Below are 16,663 nucleotides of genomic sequence, written 5' to 3'. Positions count from 1 at the left end.
AAATTATGATGACATTTAAAGAGCAAATAAAACAAGGGATCCCAAGCGAATTACCAGAAATGCCAGTTTACGATTCGTCGATAAATAGAGCGCCAAAACGTAAAGAGATTTTAACTACAGAAGAGAAAAAACTAGCGTTAAAAAACGCCTTACGTTATTTTGATAAAAAACATCATGAAGTATTATTACCAGAATTTGCTAAAGAATTAGAAGATTATGGTAGAATTTATATGTACCGTTTTCGTCCTACATATAAAATGTACGCAAGAGATATTAAAGAATACCCAGGGAAGTCTGAGCAAGCAAAATCAATCATGTTGATGATTCAGAATAATTTAGATTATGCAGTAGCTCAACATCCACATGAGTTAATAACTTATGGAGGAAACGGAGCAGTATTCTCTAATTGGGCGCAGTATTTATTAACGATGAAATATTTGTCTGAAATGACGGATAAACAAACGTTAACCATGTATTCGGGACATCCTATGGGGTTATTTCCGTCGCATAAAGATGCTCCAAGAGTTGTGGTTACAAACGGAATGGTAATTCCGAATTATTCGCAACCAGACGATTGGGAAAGAATGAACGCTTTAGGAGTTTCTCAATACGGTCAAATGACTGCGGGTAGTTATATGTACATTGGTCCACAAGGAATTGTACACGGAACAACAATTACTGTTTTAAACGGATTCAGAAAAATTAAAAAAGAACCTAAAGGAAACTTATTTGTAACAGCTGGTTTAGGTGGTATGAGCGGTGCACAACCAAAAGCAGGTAACATTGCAGGTTGTATTACGGTTTGTGCTGAGGTAAATCCGAAGATTACACAAATTCGTTTAGAGCAAGGTTGGATAGATGAAAAAATTACTGACTTAGATGAATTAGTTGCTCGAGTAAAATCAGCGAAAGAAAATAAAGAAACTGTTTCAATCGCTTATTTAGGAAATATCGTTGAGGTTTGGGAGAAGTTTGATGAAGCTAATGTGCATATCGATTTAGGATCGGATCAAACATCATTACACAATCCATGGGCTGGAGGATATTATCCTGTAGATATTTCATTTGATGATGCCAATGAAATGATGGCAAATGAACCAGAACTGTTTAAAGAAAAGGTACAAGAAACTTTAAGGCGTCATGCAAAAGCTATAAATAAACACACAGCAAAAGGAACGTATTTCTTTGATTATGGAAATGCATTCTTATTAGAAGCAAGTAGAGCAGGTGCAGATGTTATGGCTGAAAATCCTACAATTGGTAGAGAATTTAAATACCCAAGTTATGTACAAGATATCATGGGGCCAATGTGTTTCGATTACGGCTTTGGACCATTCCGTTGGGTTTGTACTTCAGGAGATCCAAAAGATTTAGCAAAAACAGATGCCATAGCTTGTAAAGTATTAGAAAAAATAAAAAAGAATTCACCAGAAGAGATTCAACAACAAATGGCTGACAATATTCAGTGGATTAAAGGAGCGCAAGAAAATAAATTAGTAGTAGGTTCTCAAGCGCGTATTTTATATGCAGATGCTGAAGGACGTATGAAAATTGCAGAAGCATTTAATAAGGCCATTAAAAAAGGTAAGATTGGTAATGTGGTATTAGGTCGGGATCATCATGACGTATCTGGTACAGATTCTCCATACCGTGAGACTTCAAATATTTACGATGGTTCTCGTTATACGGCTGATATGGCTATTCACAATGTAATTGGCGATAGTTTTAGAGGAGCTACTTGGGTTTCAATCCACAACGGAGGTGGAGTAGGTTGGGGTGAAGTTATTAATGGAGGATTTGGCATGCTTCTTGATGGTTCTAAAGATGCATCAAGACGCTTAAAATCAATGCTTTTCTGGGATGTGAATAACGGAATTTCACGACGTAGTTGGGCAAGAAATGAAGGAGCTGTATTTGCTATTAAAAGAGCAATGAAAGCTGAAAAGAAATTAAAAGTTACAGTTCCTAATTTAGTGGATGATGCATTATTAGATAATGTATAAATCCTAAGAAAATGAAAATAACTAAATTACTTTTTTTACCAATTATTACTTTGTTAATGATTTCTTGTAGCTCGGTAAGAGTTGCAACAGATTATGATACAAAAGTAGATTTTAATCAATACAAAACATTTGCGTTTTACAAAACAGGAATTGATAAAGCGAATATTTCTGATTTAGATAAAAAACGAATAATGAGAGCAGTTGAAGCTGAGTTATTAGCGAAAGGAATGGCTAAGTCTTCTAACCCTGATGTTTTAGTAAGTCTTTTTACAAAGAGTAGAGAGCGTGTTAATATCACCGATAACAACTGGGGCTACGGTTATGGTTGGGGATGGAACCCTTGGATGTGGAACGGAGCCAATCGTTTAAATGTTAATCAATATACTGAAGGAACTTTATTCTTGGATATCATTGATGCTAAAAATAAAGAGTTGATATGGCAAGGTATTGGTACAGGAGCTTTAAAAATGAGTAATGTTGAGAAAAGAGAAGCTCGAATTAAGGAGTTTGTAGGAGAAATAATGGCAAAGTACCCTCCAGGAAGAGATAAAAAATAAGTGATTATTTATTTAGATAAGAAGATACGTTTATCAGAAATTAGAAAAATCTGATTAGCGTATCTTTTTTTATGATATTTGTAGTATGAGAAATAAAATTTTAAAACCTACTCCAGATGAGTATTATGTAAACGAAGATGGGTATAGGGTTTTTAAAGAAGCTTACCATTTAAGACGAGGTTATTGTTGTAAAAGTGGATGTAAACATTGTCCGTATGGATATGATAAAAACACAGATAGTTTTAAATAATGTGACAATTATTAATTAATTGTTTCTAAAAAGTATAAATCAAACAAAATGAAAAAAATTATAGCATTAGCATTTGTAGTTCTATTAACTGGATGTGCTGAATTACAAAAAGTAGTAAATCAATTACCAACAGGTGGAGTTTTAACACAAGATCAAATCGGAGGAGGTTTGCGTCAAGCATTAGATAATGGAATACAAAATCAGGTAACCAAATTAACTGCTAAAGACGGTTTTTATAAAAATGATTTGGTGAAGATATTGTTGCCAAAAGAGTTACAAACTGTAGATAACGCTTTGCGTAAAATAGGTTTAAGTAGTTTAGCTGACGAAGGTTTAAGAGCAATTAACAGAACTGCGGAAGATGCTGTAAAAACAGCGACTCCTATTTTTGTGGATGCTGTAAAAGGAATTACTTTTAACGATGCTAAAAACATTTTATTAGGCGAGCAAAACGCAGCGACTTCTTATTTGCAAGGAAAAACAAATGCCGCTTTATATGGCAAGTTTAATCCAGTAATAAAAAACTCATTTGCTAAAGTAGGAGCTGATCAAGTATGGTCTAACTTAATTAATAAATACAATAGTATTCCTTTTGTAAATAAAGTAAATCCAGATTTAACAGATTATGTAACTACAGAGGCGTTAAAGGGAGTTTTTACTATGATTGCTGTTGAAGAAAAAGGAATTCGTGAAAAAGTAGGTTTAAGAAATACTGATTTATTGCGTAGAGTTTTTGCTTTGCAAGACGGCAGATAAAAATAAATTATATTAACGAAAAAGGCTCGCTGTTTAGTGAGCCTTTTTTGTTATAGATAGGAAAAACACTTAAAATACAATTTGAGTTGATTTTATGTTTCTGAAAATCAAATAATTGTGTATATTTATAGTCCGTTTAACCAAAGTGAAAATGACACGAATTAATCAACTACATAGATATAAAAATCATCTAGAGGAGAGATATCGTAAGTTGGTTGAAAGAGCGAATGATTATAAGTATGTTGATGAATGTAAGAGTGATCGCTCAGCATTTAAAGCAATGAAAGTGTTAGAAAAAATTAACAGACTAAAATATTTAGATAAAGATATTTCAAATTCTATTGCGTAATTCTTTAAAATAATCAAAAGCTTTTAGCAATCTACTTCCGTACCAGGAAAACAATTCACCATCAACTAACAATATTTTAGAGTTAGGGTTGTGCTTTTGTATTTCTTGGATATGAATTTCTTTGAAAGGATAGGGTTCTGAAGAGAGTAAAATCAATTCAGGTTTACTTTCTTGTGTCATTATTTCAATATCAACTTCAGGATATCGCTCTTTGTTAGCATAAATATTTTTAAAATTATTTAACTGAAGTAAGTGATTTATAAAAGTACTATTAGCAGCAACCATCCATGGGCTTCTCCAAATAAAATAAGCAACTTTTATTGTTTTTTGATTCTTAATAAATTGTTTAAAATCGTTTATTTTATATTCTAATTCCTCATTGATTTTTAAAGCAGATGTTTCACAAGAAAGTATTTCTCCATATTGATTTATGAGTTCTTTAGCGTCTTTGAGATCATAAATATCTGAAACATGTGTTGGAGCAATTTGTTCGCAAGCTTTAACAATTTCTTTGGTGTTTTCTTCCTTGTTGCAAAGAATAATATCAGGATTTAAAGATTTTATCTTTTCGATATTAATTGTTTTTGTACCTCCAACAATAGTCTTTGTTTTTTTTAAACCTAATGGGTGAATACAAAACTTAGTAACTCCCACAATAGAATTTTCTAATCCTAAGTCAACTAATAATTCAGTTTGACTTGGAACTAATGAAATAATTCTTTTTGGAGTTTTAGGTAATTCAAAAACTCGATTTATTTGGTCTTTGAATTGCATATTTTAATTTAAGATTTCTGCCATCTGATTCTGTAATTCTTCTGCTTTTTTAGCAGCTGCAGCAGCAAAATCATTTTTGTTAGAAGCGTAGATAATTCCACGAGAAGAATTGATTAATAAACCGATGTTTTCAGATAAACCGTATTTACAAACCTCTTGTAAATTACCTCCTTGAGCTCCAACTCCAGGGACTAATAAAAAAGAGTTTGGAATTATTTTTCTGATTTCACTAAAATATTCGGCCTTGGTAGCTCCGACTACATACATTAGGTTTTCTGAGTTTTTCCAAGATTTAGAAGTTTCTAAAACTTGTTTATATAACTCTTTACCTTCAATAGTTTTTGTCTGGAAGTCAAAAGCACCTTGGTTAGAAGTTAAAGCTAACATAATGGTATGTTTATTTTCAAAAGCTAAAAAAGGCTCAACAGAATCCTTACCCATATACGGAGCAACAGTAACGCTATCAAAAGATAAATCTTCAAAAAAAGCTTTAGCATACATGGTTGAGGTATTTCCTATATCACCACGTTTAGCATCTGCAATTGTGAAAATTTCAGGATGTTTTTCGTTAATATAATTAATTGTTTTTTCAAGAGCTTTCCATCCTTTTAAACCGTAGGCTTCATAAAAAGCAGTATTCGGTTTATAAGCTACGCAAAGATGATGTGTTGCGTCAATAATTTCTTTGTTGAAAGCGAATATTGGATCTTCTTCTTTTAGTAAGTGTTGCGGTATTTTAGTTAAATCAACATCTAAGCCGATGCATAAAAACGATTTCTTTTTTCGAATTTCGTTAACTAATTGTTGTGTTGTCATGTGTTGTTGTAAAAGTTATACAAAAGTACACTTTTTTAACACTTTCTATTATCTTTGTTATCAATGTTTCAATATATAATCAACAAAATTTTCTACGGATTTTTAACCCTTTTCGGAGTGGTTACAGTTATTTTCTTTTTATTTAATGTGCTGCCTGGAGATCCTGCAAGAATGATGTTAGATCAACGAGAAGATACTGAGCAGTTACAAAATATTAGAAAGAAGTATGGTTTTGATAAGCCAGTATTTACACAGTATTTATACTATTTAAATGATGTGTCTCCGGTATCATTTCATAGTGACAATAAAAACGATTACACGTATTTGTCTGATGAAAAATATCAATACCAAAAAAGATTTGATATTGGAAGCACTTCAGTAGTTTTTAAGTATCCATATTTGCGTGAATCCTTTCAGAAAAACGGAAAAAATGTATCAGAAGTTATAGCTGAAACATTACCCAATACAGCTGTTTTAGCAATTTTAGCTATTGTTATAGCGTTAGCATTGGGAATCGTTTTAGGAGTTTTATCAGCATTATATAAAGATACTTTTTTCGATAGAATTATAGCGGTGATAAGTACTTTAGGAATGAGTGTGCCGTCTTTCTTTTCAGCAATATTGTTTGCTTGGTTTTTTGGTTTTGTATTGCATGAGTACACGGGGTTAGAAATGACGGGAAGTTTATATGAAGTTCATGATTTTGGAGAAGGAATGCATATACAGTGGAAAAACTTATTACTACCAGCAATAGTCTTAGGTATCCGCCCTTTAGCAGTAGTAATTCAGTTAATGAGAAACTCGTTATTAGAAACCATGAGTCAAGATTATATTCGTACTGCAAAAGCAAAAGGATTAACCATGTATCAGGTAATTAAAAAGCACGCCTTAAAAAACTCTTTAAATCCAGTTGTAACGGCAATTTCAGGTTGGTTTGCTTCTATGTTAGCTGGTGCGGTTTTTGTGGAATATATTTTTAATTGGAACGGATTAGGTAAAGAGATTGTAAATTCATTAAATACGCTCGATTTACCTGTAATTATGGGTTCTGTATTAGTTGTAGCAACACTGTTTATTATAATTAATATTTTAGTTGATGTAATTTATAGTTGGTTAGACCCGAGAATAAGATTAAGTTAATATGAGATTTTTATTGTTTTTTGTTGGAGTAATATTGTTAAGTAGTTGTGCGGTTTTTCAGCCTAAGAATTTTAATTCTGAAGCTTTAAACGAAGAATTGTTAACGTTAAATAGAGAGCCTATTACTTTAAGTGAAATTTTAAAAAATAATAAAGGTAAGAAAACTTTTATTCAAATATTTGCTACCTACTGCCCGGTAAGTCAAGATAGTTTTGATGATGTAATTGCTTTTCAAAAAGAAAACTCAGAAATAAACTACATTTTTTTGTCAGTAGATCACTCTTATCACGACTGGAAAAGAGGACTTGAAGATATTAAAGTAAAAGGAAATCATTATTATATTCCAAAGAAAGGAAAAGGTCAGTTGGGAGAATTTTTAAAACTAAAAACAATCCCAAGGTTTTTGATTTTAGATAAAAACGGAAAAATTTTACTTTATAAATCATCAAGTGTTTCAGATAGGTTAAAAAACAAGATAGATTAAAAGATGAAAAAAAGTGTAATAGTATTATTTGTAGGATTGTTATTATTGAATTGTTCAGTTAAAAATGAAACTGAGTTTTCAAAAGAAGCATTAAATGATGTTTTTATTTCCATGAATAATGATGAAACTACATTCAGTGAAATTTTAAGTGAAAATAAGGGAAAGAAAATTTTAATTGATGTTTGGGCGTCTTGGTGTACCGATTGTTTACAAAGTTTACCAGATGTAAAAAAGATACAAGAAGAAAACCCAGAAATCAGTTATGTGTTTTTGTCGCTAGATAGAGATTTAGAATCATGGAAAGCTGGAGTTGAGCGATTAAAAATAAAAGGACAGCATTATTTTATGCAATCAGGATGGAAAGGTGCTTTTGGTAATTTTTTAGGCTTAAATTGGATTCCTCGTTATTTGGTTATAGATGAACAAGGAAAAATCGTTGTATTTAACGCAACAAAAGCAACCGATGAATCAATTATCAATAGCTTAGAAAAAAAATAACGTATTTTAGCTATAAAATTATTTAATCCCTTAAATAACATTTAGATGAAAAGAGTAATTTATGCATTAGTATTCGTTTTTTTAGTGTCTTGTAACACAGAAAAACCATCAGCTTTTCCATTAGAAGCTTTAAATGAACAGTTTTTAACCATTGATGAAAGCCCAACGACATTTAAAGGGATTCTTGAAAAGAATAAAGGGAAAAAGATGATGATTGAAGTTTGTGCTTCATGGTGTAGTGAATGTATTTCAGGAATACCAACAGTTAAAAAATTAAAAGCAGAGAATCCAGATGTGGTTTTTATCTTTTTATCAATAGATAAAACAATTCCACAATGGAAAAAAGGAATTGAAAGATTCTTTAATATAGAAGGACAACATTATTTCTTACCAACAGCTCTAAAAGGAGGTTTTGCTTCTAGCTTAGGAATTAAAGATATTCCAAGTTATATGGTAGTTAATGAATTGGGTATTGTTTCGTTGGCAAGTGCAACCGAACCAGGAGATCCAAGAATTGCTGCTGCATTAAAAGAATAATAAAATCAAAAATAAAATATAGTGAGACAAAAAATCGTTGCAGGTAACTGGAAGATGAATAAAAACCTTGATGAAGCTAAAAAGCTTATTAAAGGAATTAAGAAAGGAGTAAAAGATGGTTTAAATGATAATACTAGGGTGATTATAGCTCCTAGTTTTGTTAATTTAAATACTGCAATAAAAAGAACTAAAAAGTCGAGTATAGAAGTTGCGGCTCAGAATATGCATCAGTCAAAAAGCGGTGCATTTACAGGAGAGGTGTCGGCTGATATGTTAACTGATATAGGAGTGGATATTGTTATTCTAGGGCATTCTGAAAGGAGAGAATATTTTGGAGAGTCTGATGCATTATTAGCTGAAAAAGTTGATGCTGCGTTAGAGAATAATTTAGAAATTATTTTTTGTTTCGGAGAATTATTAGAAGATAGAAAGTCGGGTAATCATTTTAATGTTGTTGAAAGTCAGTTGAAAAAAGGACTGTTTCATCTTAAAAAAGAAGACTTTTCTAAAATTGTTTTAGCTTATGAACCAGTTTGGGCAATAGGAACAGGAGAAACCGCTTCTCCAGAGCAGGCGCAAGAAATGCATGCATTTGTTAGAGAAATCATGACTAAAGAGTATGGAGCTACTGTGGCTAATGAAATTTCAATTTTATACGGAGGTAGCGTAAAACCAGCAAACGCAAAAGAAATTTTTTCTAAGCAAGATGTTGATGGAGGTTTAATAGGTGGGGCAGCTTTAAAGGCTGAAGATTTTTTAGCGATTATTAAATCAATTTAATGGATAATATTTATATAGAATATAATTTCGAGGTAAGTCCAAAAGAACCAGCAACCGAAATTTTAATTGCAGAGTTAGGTATGGTAGGTTTTGAAAGCTTTGTGGAAAATGATAATGGAGTTACTGCTTATATTCAGAAACAAGATTGGAGTCAAGACGTTTTAGCAAATGTTTTTGCTTTAAAATCAGAAGAATTTAAAATTGATTTCACTCATAAAGAGATCGAGCAAACCAATTGGAATGCTGAATGGGAAAAGAATTTTAACCCAATTCAAGTTGATGATTTAGTAAGTATAAGAGCGCCTTTTCATGAAAACCCGAATTTAAAATACGATATCGTAATAGAGCCAAAAATGAGTTTTGGTACAGGTCATCACGAGACTACACATATGATGGTGCAGCATTTAATTAATTTAGATGTTGAGAATAAAAAGGTGTTAGATATGGGGTGTGGAACTGGAATTTTAGCAATTTTTGCTGAAATGAAAGGAGCAAATCCTATCGATGCTATTGATATTGATGCTTGGTGTTATGAAAATTCGGTAGAAAATGTTCAGAGAAATAATTGTAAAAATATATCAGTATACGAAGGTGAATCTTCACTTTTAAAAGATAAAAAATACGATATAATCATCGCAAATATTAATCGAAATATTTTGTTAGGTGATATGAGTATTTATACAAGTTGCTTAAATGAAAACGGAGTTTTATTATTAAGTGGATTTTATAGTGAAGACATTCCAATTATAGATGCAGAAGTGTCGAAATATGGTTTAACATTAAATAAAACCATCGAAAGAAATAATTGGGTAGCTTTGCAATATCAAAAATAGAGTAAATGAGTACGATTGAAAAAATACAGGAAGAGCTAGATGTTTTGATTCAAGAAACAAGAAAGTATGAAATTGTTTTACATAATGATGATGTAAATACGTTTGATTTTGTAATTGATAGTTTGGTAAGTGTTTGTGATCATACATTAGAACAAGCTGAGCAGTGTACTATTTTGGTGCATTATAAAGGTAAATGTGCTGTAAAAACAGGAGAGTATAAAGATTTAGAGCCTAAATGTTCTAAGTTATTACAATTAGGTTTATCTGCTGAGATCGTTTAATATGGAAAACGTTTTTAGATATTACGGTTTTTCTGAATTTAAAAAAGATGAATCGGGTGCTTTTTCAGGAGACCAAATTTGTTTTTCAGTTTTAAATGAGCAACATTTTTTAATTTTTGAAAAAAATAATGATGATTTTAATTTGTATGTTTCAAAATACAAGTCAAAAAAAGAAATAGGGGTGAACCCCCCAGAAATACTAGAGCTTTTGGTAGAGAGTTATGATAAGTCAATACCAGAACACCGAATTTTTTTAAGAAAATATTTATATTAAAAAACTCAAAAAATAACTTTTTTTGAGTTTTTTTTTGTTTTTATGTGACCGATTAAAAAAAATGGTGTCATAATAATGTAAGCGAACAATAAGAGTTTTAAATGTTTGCTAATTAAATAAGAGAATTACCCTTAAAGTGAATATATAAGCTTCTCCTAGTAAGTAGAATGTGATACGAAAAGAGGAGCTTTATTTTAAGAGATTAAAATAGTAGTAGTTAGTTTTTATACTAAGTTTGGTTAGACGGAAAGGCCTTGGATTAAGTTTCAAGGTCTTTTCTATTATATGAAACATGTATTGTTGTAGAAATAAAAAAAGCTCATCAATTAAGATGAGCTTTTTATTTCAATAAAATGATTTGAGGTTATTGTAATTCACCTACATATAGATAATTACTAGCCCCCCCACGATCACGACACCAACGATCACCACCAGTAACTACTGAGTCCATTGATTCTGCAGTTGCACTAAATGAAGAGCCATCAGCGCAAGTAACTTTACCGTATCCGCCACCATTAATGATTTCTTGTTCAGTTTTGCATAAAACTGTTCCTAAGCTTGAAATGTTTTCTAACATAATTTATAGTTTTTAAGTTTTTTCAATATTAAGTAGTTAATTGGTGAAGTAGGTTTAAAAAACCGTAAAATAAGTAAGTGAAAGCCGTAAAAATAACTTTAGATTTTTCAATTGTGTAAAAAGTAAAAGTCTGTTAAAGTGATTGGAAGAGGTTGTTTTTCTATATTTATATATGAAAAAAGATCATCAATTAAGATAAGCTTTTGTGACCTCGATAGTACTATTTTGATTGGATTAATCATCTGTTTATTAGTTGTTTAAGTTTTATTTCGGGAAGTGGTTGGGAAGCAGGGTTTGGTTTTTTTCAAAATAAGTGTAATCAATTTTTGCGTTTCTTCTTTTTTCTGGGTAAAGATTCAGGTGGCGAAAAAAAGAAGTCTAAAATATTATAAATAAAATCAAGAAGGTTATCCATGAGTTAAATATAAAAAAAAATGTAGTTAATAATTGTCTCTCTTCTTTTTTAGTAGATCGGTCAGTAAAAATGCAATAATAAAAACAACTATAGTTATGATAATAGATTTTATTTCTAGCATAGAGCAAAAAATTGAGTAGGTTTTAAATTTTACCTGCAAGTTTCTTGAATATAGTAAGAGTTAACAATAAGACTATAATTGCGCTTAATTCATTACTTAAATATTGCTTTATGAAAAGAAACAAAAAAGTAATGCTGGATAAAGTGATAATTAAGGCTAATAAAAATTTAATGGCTTTAGATGAATTCATGATTCAAGTATAGATAAATCGGTAGTTAAACAGCTTTATTCTTTTTTACAATTAATTTTCTTCCTTTTAGTAAATAAAGAATAGGACCAATAAAAGCAATCATGAGAATGAGAATCCAAGTTACTTTTTCACCTTTAAAATCATTTTTTAGAATTTTAATAATTCCAGTAATAGTGATAATCATAGATGAAAATCCTAAAACTAGTAGAGTTAATACGAATATTGGGTTTGCTGGTTCCATGAGTCAAAAATAGAGATTTTAAAATAACTGTAGTTTTTAATTTTTTTCAAAAAATATTATGATAAGAATATTGAAAAAAAAGTAAACTTTTTATTGGGAAGTTTTTGGGTAATAAATCGCTTTTTTATTGTTTGTTGAATCTTTAATTTGTTGAAAAACAGTTGATTGTGTTTTCGTGGTGTTGTAGCGCATGACCTCTATTTTGAGCAATAAAAAACCCTAAGTATCAGTTACTTAGGGTTTTTTTTGTAAAAAAGTTGTGACCTCGACAGGATTCAAACCTGTAACCTCTTGAGCCGTAATCAAGTGCGCTATTCAGTTGCGCCACGAGGCCGTTTTGCGGGTGCAAATATAGGAATGTTTTTTAGTTCTGAAAAATTATTCTGAAATTTCTTTTTTAAAATTTTCTAATATTGGTGTAGCTTTTTCAATATCAGATGTATAGATAAATAATTCAACTGAGTCCATTGATTGTCCAAATCCACTTAATATGGCAGATTTATGATGATTCTTTATTAAAGTAGGAATACTTACCTCTTTTAGTAGGTAATCTAGCCTATCAACAAAAATAGAAGTCCCAGTAAAAAACTTAGTGTAATCAGTCATAATAATAAAATTTTAATCCAACGAGTTTATTGTTACAAAAGCACGCCACCCAATAATTGCTAATTGAAATTTTGATGCTTTAGAGATATCCAATTCTTTTTTTGTAAAAGAAGGTAATAAGGTCTTGTTTAGTTTGGCTAAAACTTTAAATAATTGTTTTTTCATTATAAGTTGATTCTATATCAAAAATACTGAAAAATAATTTGTTAATAAGAGTGAAGCTCTTTTAAAGCTTCACTCTTTGTAGTTGGTTAGGGTTACTTTTTATTTTCCATCATTTTTTTTGCAAGCTCAGCACCAATTAAAGATTGCAGTAAATTTCCACTATTTCCGTTTTTACTTCCTTCAATATAGGTTGATGGTAATTGAAGGTCTTTAATTTGTTGCGCAACACCCACAGCAGTTTTGTATTCCCATTCAGCTTTTTCTTGAGGTGTTAAACCAGCGCTTACTAGTTTTGCATTTTCATAGTATTGAGCGTCAGCAGCAACTTTTTTACTTTTTGCTTTGTATTGCTCAACTTCAAATTGCTTTTTCTCTTTAATTAAATTGAATTCAGCAACTTTAGCTTCCGTTTCAGCAGCAATTGTTTGTTGTATTTGCGCTTTTTCTAAACGAGCACGTTCTTTTGCTTTTTCAGATTCACCCTTTGCAACTTCTTTCTTAGCTCTATAATATTCACGTTCAGCTTGTTGTTTTTCTAACTGAGTTTGTGCAACTTCATTCTTTTGTAAGTCTAATCTTTCATCAAAAGATTCTTCCCAATCGATTCCAGTAACTTGAGCTTGGTAAATCTTTAAGCCATATTGTTTTAAGGTGTTAGAATTGTCTCTAATAATACTTCCATCTGAGTTTCTTTTTATTCTAAATTTCTTTTGTTTGCTAGATTTTCCAACGTTAATTTTTCTAACTGTTGTGGTATCTCCAACAACTTCATTAATGTTTTCAGACTCATAGTATTGCTCAACTTGATACATTCCGTTTTCTAATTGATCTCTAAAGTATCTATCAAAATCAGATGCTTGTCCAGAGATATAATCTTGAGCATCCATTAGCTTACAGGTGTTTTTGATAGCAGCATCAATATTTGGTAAAACCCTGCCATAAATCAATTTAGATTCACTTCTGTTTCTGTCTGCCATGTTCAAGAAAATTTCTTCGTCATTAATGTTAACTCCAACAATTACAGAAGTACTGATTTCTGCTTTAATAGCGTCACTGAATTCCCATTTTTGAGATTTTCTATTGTACATTCCTTGTCCACTTTTAGGTAGTTCACTTTCATCATCAACAATAATATCTTTGATTGATATTTCATATGATAATGGAATGATTCGTCCCCACCATTTCAGCTTTAATCCTTGAGTGGTGATCATCTTATCTCCACCAGACACGTACTGTACGGCATAAGCGGTACCTGCATCTGCGTAAAAGAACATTCCTGTGATAATACTCATTAAAACTCCTAAGATGGTAAATTGGATACTTCTTTGCAGGGTGAACCAGTTTAAAACTTTATTGTTTTTAATAATTGAATTTAATACAATGGTTGTTAGTCCTATAACGACTAATAAAATTCCGATAAATGTTAGCATAGTGTAATTTTTTTAAATAGTTGATTAAAATAATTGTTGTGTAATAGTAATAGCAATTTTGGCTGCAATAATAATTAATTTTAGTGCGATAGCAATCATTAGTTTTTAGTGTTTTTAATTAGTGAATATTAGTTGATTCCGGAATTGTTTTTTCAATATATGAGGTTTCAAACCATCTCGCCAAATAGTTTATATCAATTTAATTTAATTGAATTTACATATGAAGTTAAAAAAGTATTTATTGTTTTAATATGAAATATAGACTTCTTTAAATAGATTTAAATATGTAATGATATTAATTATTTGGTGTTTAAATGTGTTATAAAATAAAGGAGTTTTTTTTGATTGTTTTAAAAAGTAAAGGAAATTGTGTGTTTTTGGTGGTGAAAAAAGGTAGTTTGATTTTTTGTAAAACTTGTTATGCTGATAATTATCATGTTTTTTCTAAACGTTTTTTAGTATCTTTTTTAGAAAAAATAAATATGTTAAAAAAGCTATCTTCGCAGCATAAAAATATTTTATGAGTATTCTGTATATCGTTTTAGGATTAGTGTTGTTGGTACTTGGAGGTAATTGGCTTTTAAAGGCAGCAGTTGGATTGTCGTTAAAATTAAATATTCCGAAAATTGTAATTGGAATGACGGTGGTGTCTTTTGCTACTTCGGCTCCAGAATTAATAGTGAGTGTAAAATCTGCTTTAGATGGGGCTACAGGTTTAGCAGTTGGTAACGTAATAGGTTCTAATATTGCTAATTTAGGATTGGTTTTAGGAATTACAGTTATTCTTTCAACTATTGAAGTTGAAAAAAGTTTTTATAAGACAGATTGGCCAGTTATGATGATTGCTTCTGTATTGCTGTATTTTTTTATAGTAAATGATAGAATGATTCAATTTTATGAAGGAGCGATAATGTTTACTATGTTAATAGCTTTTTTAGTTTATTTATTGCGCTTTCAAAAAACAGCAGTTGTGGATGAAATGCCTGAAGACGATGAAGAATTGCCATTGCATAAAATAGTATTGTTTTTAGCGATTGGAGGTTTTGGCTTATGGGCAGGATCTGAATTGTTGGTTGATGGGGCTAAAACAATGGCAGAGAATTTTGGAGTAAGTGATGCGGTTATAGGTGTAACCGTAGTTTCTGTTGGGACAAGTATTCCTGAGTTAGCGGCTTCAATTATTGCGGTAATGAAAAAAGAAAAAGCAATTTCGTTAGGAAATTTAATAGGTTCTAATGTGTTTAATATTTTGGCAGTTTTAGGAATTACTTCTATGATTACGCCTGTGACTGTTCAGGTTAAAGATATTAGTTTGATAAATAATGATATTTATTGGATGTTGGCAATTTCATTTATAGTACTTCCTTTAGTGTTCTTTCCAAAAAAATTACGTTTAAATTGGAAAGACGGAATAATTTTGTTGGGAGCTTATGTGGCTTTCATTTATCTAACAATTTCATAATTATCTATTGTTGATTTTAAAAATAAAAAAAGCCGCAGTTAAGCGGCTTTTTCAGTTGTGTTGTTGTGTGTATTAATCTATATTGGCGCTTTTAACGGTCTCAATAATTCGACCAGCAACCTTGTATGGATCCGCGTTTGATGCAGGACGACGGTCTTCTAACCAACCTTTCCATCCTTGTTCTACTGTGATAATAGGTATACGGATAGATGCTCCTCTATCAGAAACTCCGTAACTAAAATCGTTAATAGAAGCTGTTTCGTGTTTACCAGTTAAACGTTGATCGTTAAACTCTCCGTAAACAGCAATATGTTCTTTTACTACAGGTCTAAAAGACTCACATATTTTCTCGTAAGTTTCTTTAGAGCCACAAGTTCTTAAAGTTGTATTTGAGAAATTTGCGTGCATACCAGAACCGTTCCAGTCAGTGTCTCCTAATGGTTTTGGGTGGTATTCAATGTAGTATCCGTATTTTTCAGTTAATCTGTCTAATAAATAACGAGCTACCCAAATTTCATCTCCAGCTTTTTTTGCTCCTTTTGCAAATAATTGGAACTCCCATTGTCCAGAAGCAACTTCTTGATTGATTCCTTCAAAAATTAATCCAGCATCAATACATAAATCAGCGTGCTCTTCAACTAAATTTCTTCCGTGTGTATTTCTTCCTCCAACAGAACAGTAGTACATTCCTTGTGGAGCAGGATAACCACCTACAGGAAATCCTAAAGGTAATAAAGTTGATCTGTCCATAATAAAGTACTCTTGTTCAAAACCAAACCAAAAATCGTTATCATCATCATCAATACCAGCTCTTCCGTTTGATGCGTGTGGTGTTCCGTCTGCATTTAAAACTTCAGTCATTACTAAGTATCCATCTCTTCTTTCAGGATCTGGGTAAATAGCTACAGGTTTTAATAAGCAATCAGAATCTCCTCCTTCAGCTTGTCTAGTTGATGAACCATCAAATGACCAAACAGGGCAATCTTCTAGTTTTCCGCTAAAGTCAGCAACTACTTTAGTTTTACTTCTCATGTTTTGAGTTGGATAGTAACCATCTAACCAAATGTATTCTAATTTAGATCTACTCATGATTTTTAATTTGTTATTGTGTTTAGATTAAATAC

General features: G+C 31.1%; 22 protein-coding genes and 1 tRNA gene. 14 read left to right on the top strand and 9 right to left on the bottom strand.

Going from position 1 to position 16,663, the window contains the following annotated elements; genetic code table 11:
- Positions 1-8 precede the first annotated feature (8 nt).
- The 5 genes from H3Z83_RS03860 to H3Z83_RS03840 all read left to right on the top strand — a co-directional run bounded on the left by H3Z83_RS03860 (position 9) and on the right by H3Z83_RS03840 (position 3,915).
- Complete coding sequence (locus H3Z83_RS03860) at positions 9-2,003, top strand: urocanate hydratase (RefSeq protein WP_182124382.1); 1,995 nt, start codon at positions 9-11, stop codon at positions 2,001-2,003.
- Between the two features lie 11 nt (positions 2,004-2,014).
- Entirely contained in the window at positions 2,015-2,560 is a 546-nt protein-coding gene (locus tag H3Z83_RS03855; protein ID WP_182124144.1) for a DUF4136 domain-containing protein, read from the top strand.
- 85 nt (positions 2,561-2,645) lie between these two features.
- Complete coding sequence (locus H3Z83_RS03850; protein ID WP_182124143.1) at positions 2,646-2,810, top strand: DUF5522 domain-containing protein; 165 nt, start codon at positions 2,646-2,648, stop codon at positions 2,808-2,810.
- A gap of 48 nt (positions 2,811-2,858) precedes the next feature.
- Entirely contained in the window at positions 2,859-3,566 is a 708-nt protein-coding gene (locus tag H3Z83_RS03845; protein WP_182124142.1) for a DUF4197 domain-containing protein, read from the top strand.
- Positions 3,567-3,717: 151 nt separating this feature from the next.
- Positions 3,718-3,915: a Lacal_2735 family protein gene (locus tag H3Z83_RS03840; RefSeq protein ID WP_182124141.1), complete on the top strand. Its 198-nt coding sequence runs from the start codon at positions 3,718-3,720 to the stop codon at positions 3,913-3,915.
- On the opposite strand, the gene H3Z83_RS03835 is transcribed toward H3Z83_RS03840, so the two are convergent.
- Both H3Z83_RS03835 and pyrF read right to left on the bottom strand, forming a co-directional pair.
- The gene (locus tag H3Z83_RS03835; RefSeq protein ID WP_182124140.1) at positions 3,898-4,689 is read right to left on the bottom strand and encodes an ABC transporter substrate-binding protein; all 792 of its coding nucleotides are present in this window, start codon (positions 4,687-4,689) and stop codon (positions 3,898-3,900) included. The genes H3Z83_RS03840 and H3Z83_RS03835 overlap by 18 nt on opposite strands.
- Before the next feature lie 3 nt (positions 4,690-4,692).
- Complete coding sequence (gene pyrF / locus H3Z83_RS03830; protein ID WP_182124139.1) at positions 4,693-5,505, bottom strand: orotidine-5'-phosphate decarboxylase; 813 nt, start codon at positions 5,503-5,505, stop codon at positions 4,693-4,695.
- A 63-nt stretch (positions 5,506-5,568) separates the two neighbouring features.
- On the opposite strand from pyrF, the gene H3Z83_RS03825 reads away from it, so the two are divergent.
- Genes H3Z83_RS03825 through H3Z83_RS03790 form a run of 8 tightly spaced genes read left to right on the top strand, consistent with a single transcriptional unit; the run spans position 5,569 to position 10,332 of the window.
- Entirely contained in the window at positions 5,569-6,645 is a 1,077-nt protein-coding gene (locus tag H3Z83_RS03825; RefSeq protein ID WP_182124138.1) for an ABC transporter permease, read from the top strand.
- A 1-nt stretch (position 6,646) separates the two neighbouring features.
- Positions 6,647-7,129, top strand: coding sequence for a TlpA family protein disulfide reductase (locus H3Z83_RS03820; RefSeq protein ID WP_182124137.1), 483 nt, complete (start codon positions 6,647-6,649; stop codon positions 7,127-7,129).
- 3 nt (positions 7,130-7,132) lie between these two features.
- Complete coding sequence (locus H3Z83_RS03815) at positions 7,133-7,627, top strand: TlpA family protein disulfide reductase (protein WP_182124136.1); 495 nt, start codon at positions 7,133-7,135, stop codon at positions 7,625-7,627.
- Positions 7,628-7,672: 45 nt separating this feature from the next.
- Complete coding sequence (locus tag H3Z83_RS03810; protein WP_182124135.1) at positions 7,673-8,164, top strand: TlpA family protein disulfide reductase; 492 nt, start codon at positions 7,673-7,675, stop codon at positions 8,162-8,164.
- Between the two features lie 21 nt (positions 8,165-8,185).
- Entirely contained in the window at positions 8,186-8,944 is a 759-nt protein-coding gene (gene tpiA / locus H3Z83_RS03805; RefSeq protein ID WP_182124134.1) for a triose-phosphate isomerase, read from the top strand.
- Entirely contained in the window at positions 8,944-9,777 is an 834-nt protein-coding gene (gene prmA, locus H3Z83_RS03800; RefSeq protein WP_182124133.1) for a 50S ribosomal protein L11 methyltransferase, read from the top strand. Before tpiA ends, prmA begins: the two co-directional genes overlap by 1 nt.
- Positions 9,778-9,782: 5 nt before the next feature.
- Positions 9,783-10,058, top strand: coding sequence for an ATP-dependent Clp protease adaptor ClpS (locus tag H3Z83_RS03795; protein WP_182124132.1), 276 nt, complete (start codon positions 9,783-9,785; stop codon positions 10,056-10,058).
- Between the two features lies 1 nt (position 10,059).
- Positions 10,060-10,332, top strand: coding sequence for a hypothetical protein (locus H3Z83_RS03790; RefSeq protein ID WP_182124131.1), 273 nt, complete (start codon positions 10,060-10,062; stop codon positions 10,330-10,332).
- A gap of 364 nt (positions 10,333-10,696) precedes the next feature.
- Here H3Z83_RS03790 and H3Z83_RS03785 read toward each other — a convergent pair whose 3' ends face one another.
- From H3Z83_RS03785 to H3Z83_RS03760, 6 genes are all read right to left on the bottom strand, one after another.
- On the bottom strand, positions 10,697-10,909 hold the full coding sequence (locus tag H3Z83_RS03785; RefSeq protein ID WP_182124130.1) for a hypothetical protein: 213 nt from the start codon (positions 10,907-10,909) through the stop codon (positions 10,697-10,699).
- A 751-nt stretch (positions 10,910-11,660) separates the two neighbouring features.
- On the bottom strand, positions 11,661-11,876 hold the full coding sequence (locus H3Z83_RS03780) for a PLDc N-terminal domain-containing protein (protein ID WP_182124129.1): 216 nt from the start codon (positions 11,874-11,876) through the stop codon (positions 11,661-11,663).
- A 260-nt stretch (positions 11,877-12,136) separates the two neighbouring features.
- Positions 12,137-12,210, bottom strand: a tRNA-Arg gene (locus tag H3Z83_RS03775).
- A 44-nt stretch (positions 12,211-12,254) separates the two neighbouring features.
- Positions 12,255-12,482, bottom strand: coding sequence for a putative signal transducing protein (locus tag H3Z83_RS03770; protein WP_220455440.1), 228 nt, complete (start codon positions 12,480-12,482; stop codon positions 12,255-12,257).
- Positions 12,483-12,494: 12 nt separating this feature from the next.
- Complete coding sequence (locus H3Z83_RS03765) at positions 12,495-12,647, bottom strand: SsrA-binding protein (protein WP_182124128.1); 153 nt, start codon at positions 12,645-12,647, stop codon at positions 12,495-12,497.
- Positions 12,648-12,739: 92 nt separating this feature from the next.
- The gene (locus H3Z83_RS03760; protein WP_182124127.1) at positions 12,740-14,077 is read right to left on the bottom strand and encodes an SPFH domain-containing protein; all 1,338 of its coding nucleotides are present in this window, start codon (positions 14,075-14,077) and stop codon (positions 12,740-12,742) included.
- 520 nt (positions 14,078-14,597) lie between these two features.
- Here H3Z83_RS03760 and H3Z83_RS03755 point away from each other — a divergent pair.
- A complete protein-coding gene (locus tag H3Z83_RS03755) occupies positions 14,598-15,539 on the top strand; it encodes a calcium/sodium antiporter (RefSeq protein WP_182124126.1) in 942 nt (313 codons plus the stop codon).
- Between the two features lie 72 nt (positions 15,540-15,611).
- On the opposite strand, the gene H3Z83_RS03750 is transcribed toward H3Z83_RS03755, so the two are convergent.
- Entirely contained in the window at positions 15,612-16,628 is a 1,017-nt protein-coding gene (locus tag H3Z83_RS03750) for a glutamine synthetase beta-grasp domain-containing protein (protein ID WP_182124125.1), read from the bottom strand.
- Positions 16,629-16,663: the final 35 nt, after the last annotated feature.

This window comes from Tenacibaculum pelagium, from assembly GCF_014062345.1.
GTDB lineage: Bacteria > Bacteroidota > Bacteroidia > Flavobacteriales > Flavobacteriaceae > Polaribacter > Polaribacter pelagius.
The sequence above is the reverse complement of the archived record's forward strand: the minus strand, read 5'-3'. Positions and strand labels throughout refer to the sequence as shown.

Excerpts from the sequence above, each read along its gene's own strand:
- H3Z83_RS03765 (WP_182124128.1), bottom strand. The coding sequence starts at position 12,647 with ATGAAAAAACAATTATTTAAAGTTTTAGCCAAACTAAACAAGACCTTA.
- H3Z83_RS03835 (WP_182124140.1), bottom strand. The coding sequence starts at position 4,689 with ATGCAATTCAAAGACCAAATAAATCGAGTTTTTGAATTACCTAAAACT.
- H3Z83_RS03780 (WP_182124129.1), bottom strand. The coding sequence starts at position 11,876 with ATGGAACCAGCAAACCCAATATTCGTATTAACTCTACTAGTTTTAGGA.
- H3Z83_RS03770 (WP_220455440.1), bottom strand. The coding sequence starts at position 12,482 with ATGACTGATTACACTAAGTTTTTTACTGGGACTTCTATTTTTGTTGAT.
- H3Z83_RS03840 (WP_182124141.1), top strand. The coding sequence starts at position 3,718 with ATGACACGAATTAATCAACTACATAGATATAAAAATCATCTAGAGGAG.
- H3Z83_RS03790 (WP_182124131.1), top strand. The coding sequence starts at position 10,060 with ATGGAAAACGTTTTTAGATATTACGGTTTTTCTGAATTTAAAAAAGAT.
- H3Z83_RS03855 (WP_182124144.1), top strand. The coding sequence starts at position 2,015 with ATGAAAATAACTAAATTACTTTTTTTACCAATTATTACTTTGTTAATG.
- H3Z83_RS03795 (WP_182124132.1), top strand. The coding sequence starts at position 9,783 with ATGAGTACGATTGAAAAAATACAGGAAGAGCTAGATGTTTTGATTCAA.
- H3Z83_RS03825 (WP_182124138.1), top strand. The coding sequence starts at position 5,569 with ATGTTTCAATATATAATCAACAAAATTTTCTACGGATTTTTAACCCTT.
- pyrF (WP_182124139.1), bottom strand. The coding sequence starts at position 5,505 with ATGACAACACAACAATTAGTTAACGAAATTCGAAAAAAGAAATCGTTT.
- prmA (WP_182124133.1), top strand. The coding sequence starts at position 8,944 with ATGGATAATATTTATATAGAATATAATTTCGAGGTAAGTCCAAAAGAA.
- H3Z83_RS03785 (WP_182124130.1), bottom strand. The coding sequence starts at position 10,909 with ATGTTAGAAAACATTTCAAGCTTAGGAACAGTTTTATGCAAAACTGAA.
- H3Z83_RS03815 (WP_182124136.1), top strand. The coding sequence starts at position 7,133 with ATGAAAAAAAGTGTAATAGTATTATTTGTAGGATTGTTATTATTGAAT.
- H3Z83_RS03850 (WP_182124143.1), top strand. The coding sequence starts at position 2,646 with ATGAGAAATAAAATTTTAAAACCTACTCCAGATGAGTATTATGTAAAC.
- H3Z83_RS03845 (WP_182124142.1), top strand. The coding sequence starts at position 2,859 with ATGAAAAAAATTATAGCATTAGCATTTGTAGTTCTATTAACTGGATGT.
- H3Z83_RS03750 (WP_182124125.1), bottom strand. The coding sequence starts at position 16,628 with ATGAGTAGATCTAAATTAGAATACATTTGGTTAGATGGTTACTATCCA.
- H3Z83_RS03860 (WP_182124382.1), top strand. The coding sequence starts at position 9 with ATGACATTTAAAGAGCAAATAAAACAAGGGATCCCAAGCGAATTACCA.
- H3Z83_RS03755 (WP_182124126.1), top strand. The coding sequence starts at position 14,598 with ATGAGTATTCTGTATATCGTTTTAGGATTAGTGTTGTTGGTACTTGGA.
- H3Z83_RS03810 (WP_182124135.1), top strand. The coding sequence starts at position 7,673 with ATGAAAAGAGTAATTTATGCATTAGTATTCGTTTTTTTAGTGTCTTGT.
- H3Z83_RS03820 (WP_182124137.1), top strand. The coding sequence starts at position 6,647 with ATGAGATTTTTATTGTTTTTTGTTGGAGTAATATTGTTAAGTAGTTGT.
- H3Z83_RS03760 (WP_182124127.1), bottom strand. The coding sequence starts at position 14,077 with ATGCTAACATTTATCGGAATTTTATTAGTCGTTATAGGACTAACAACC.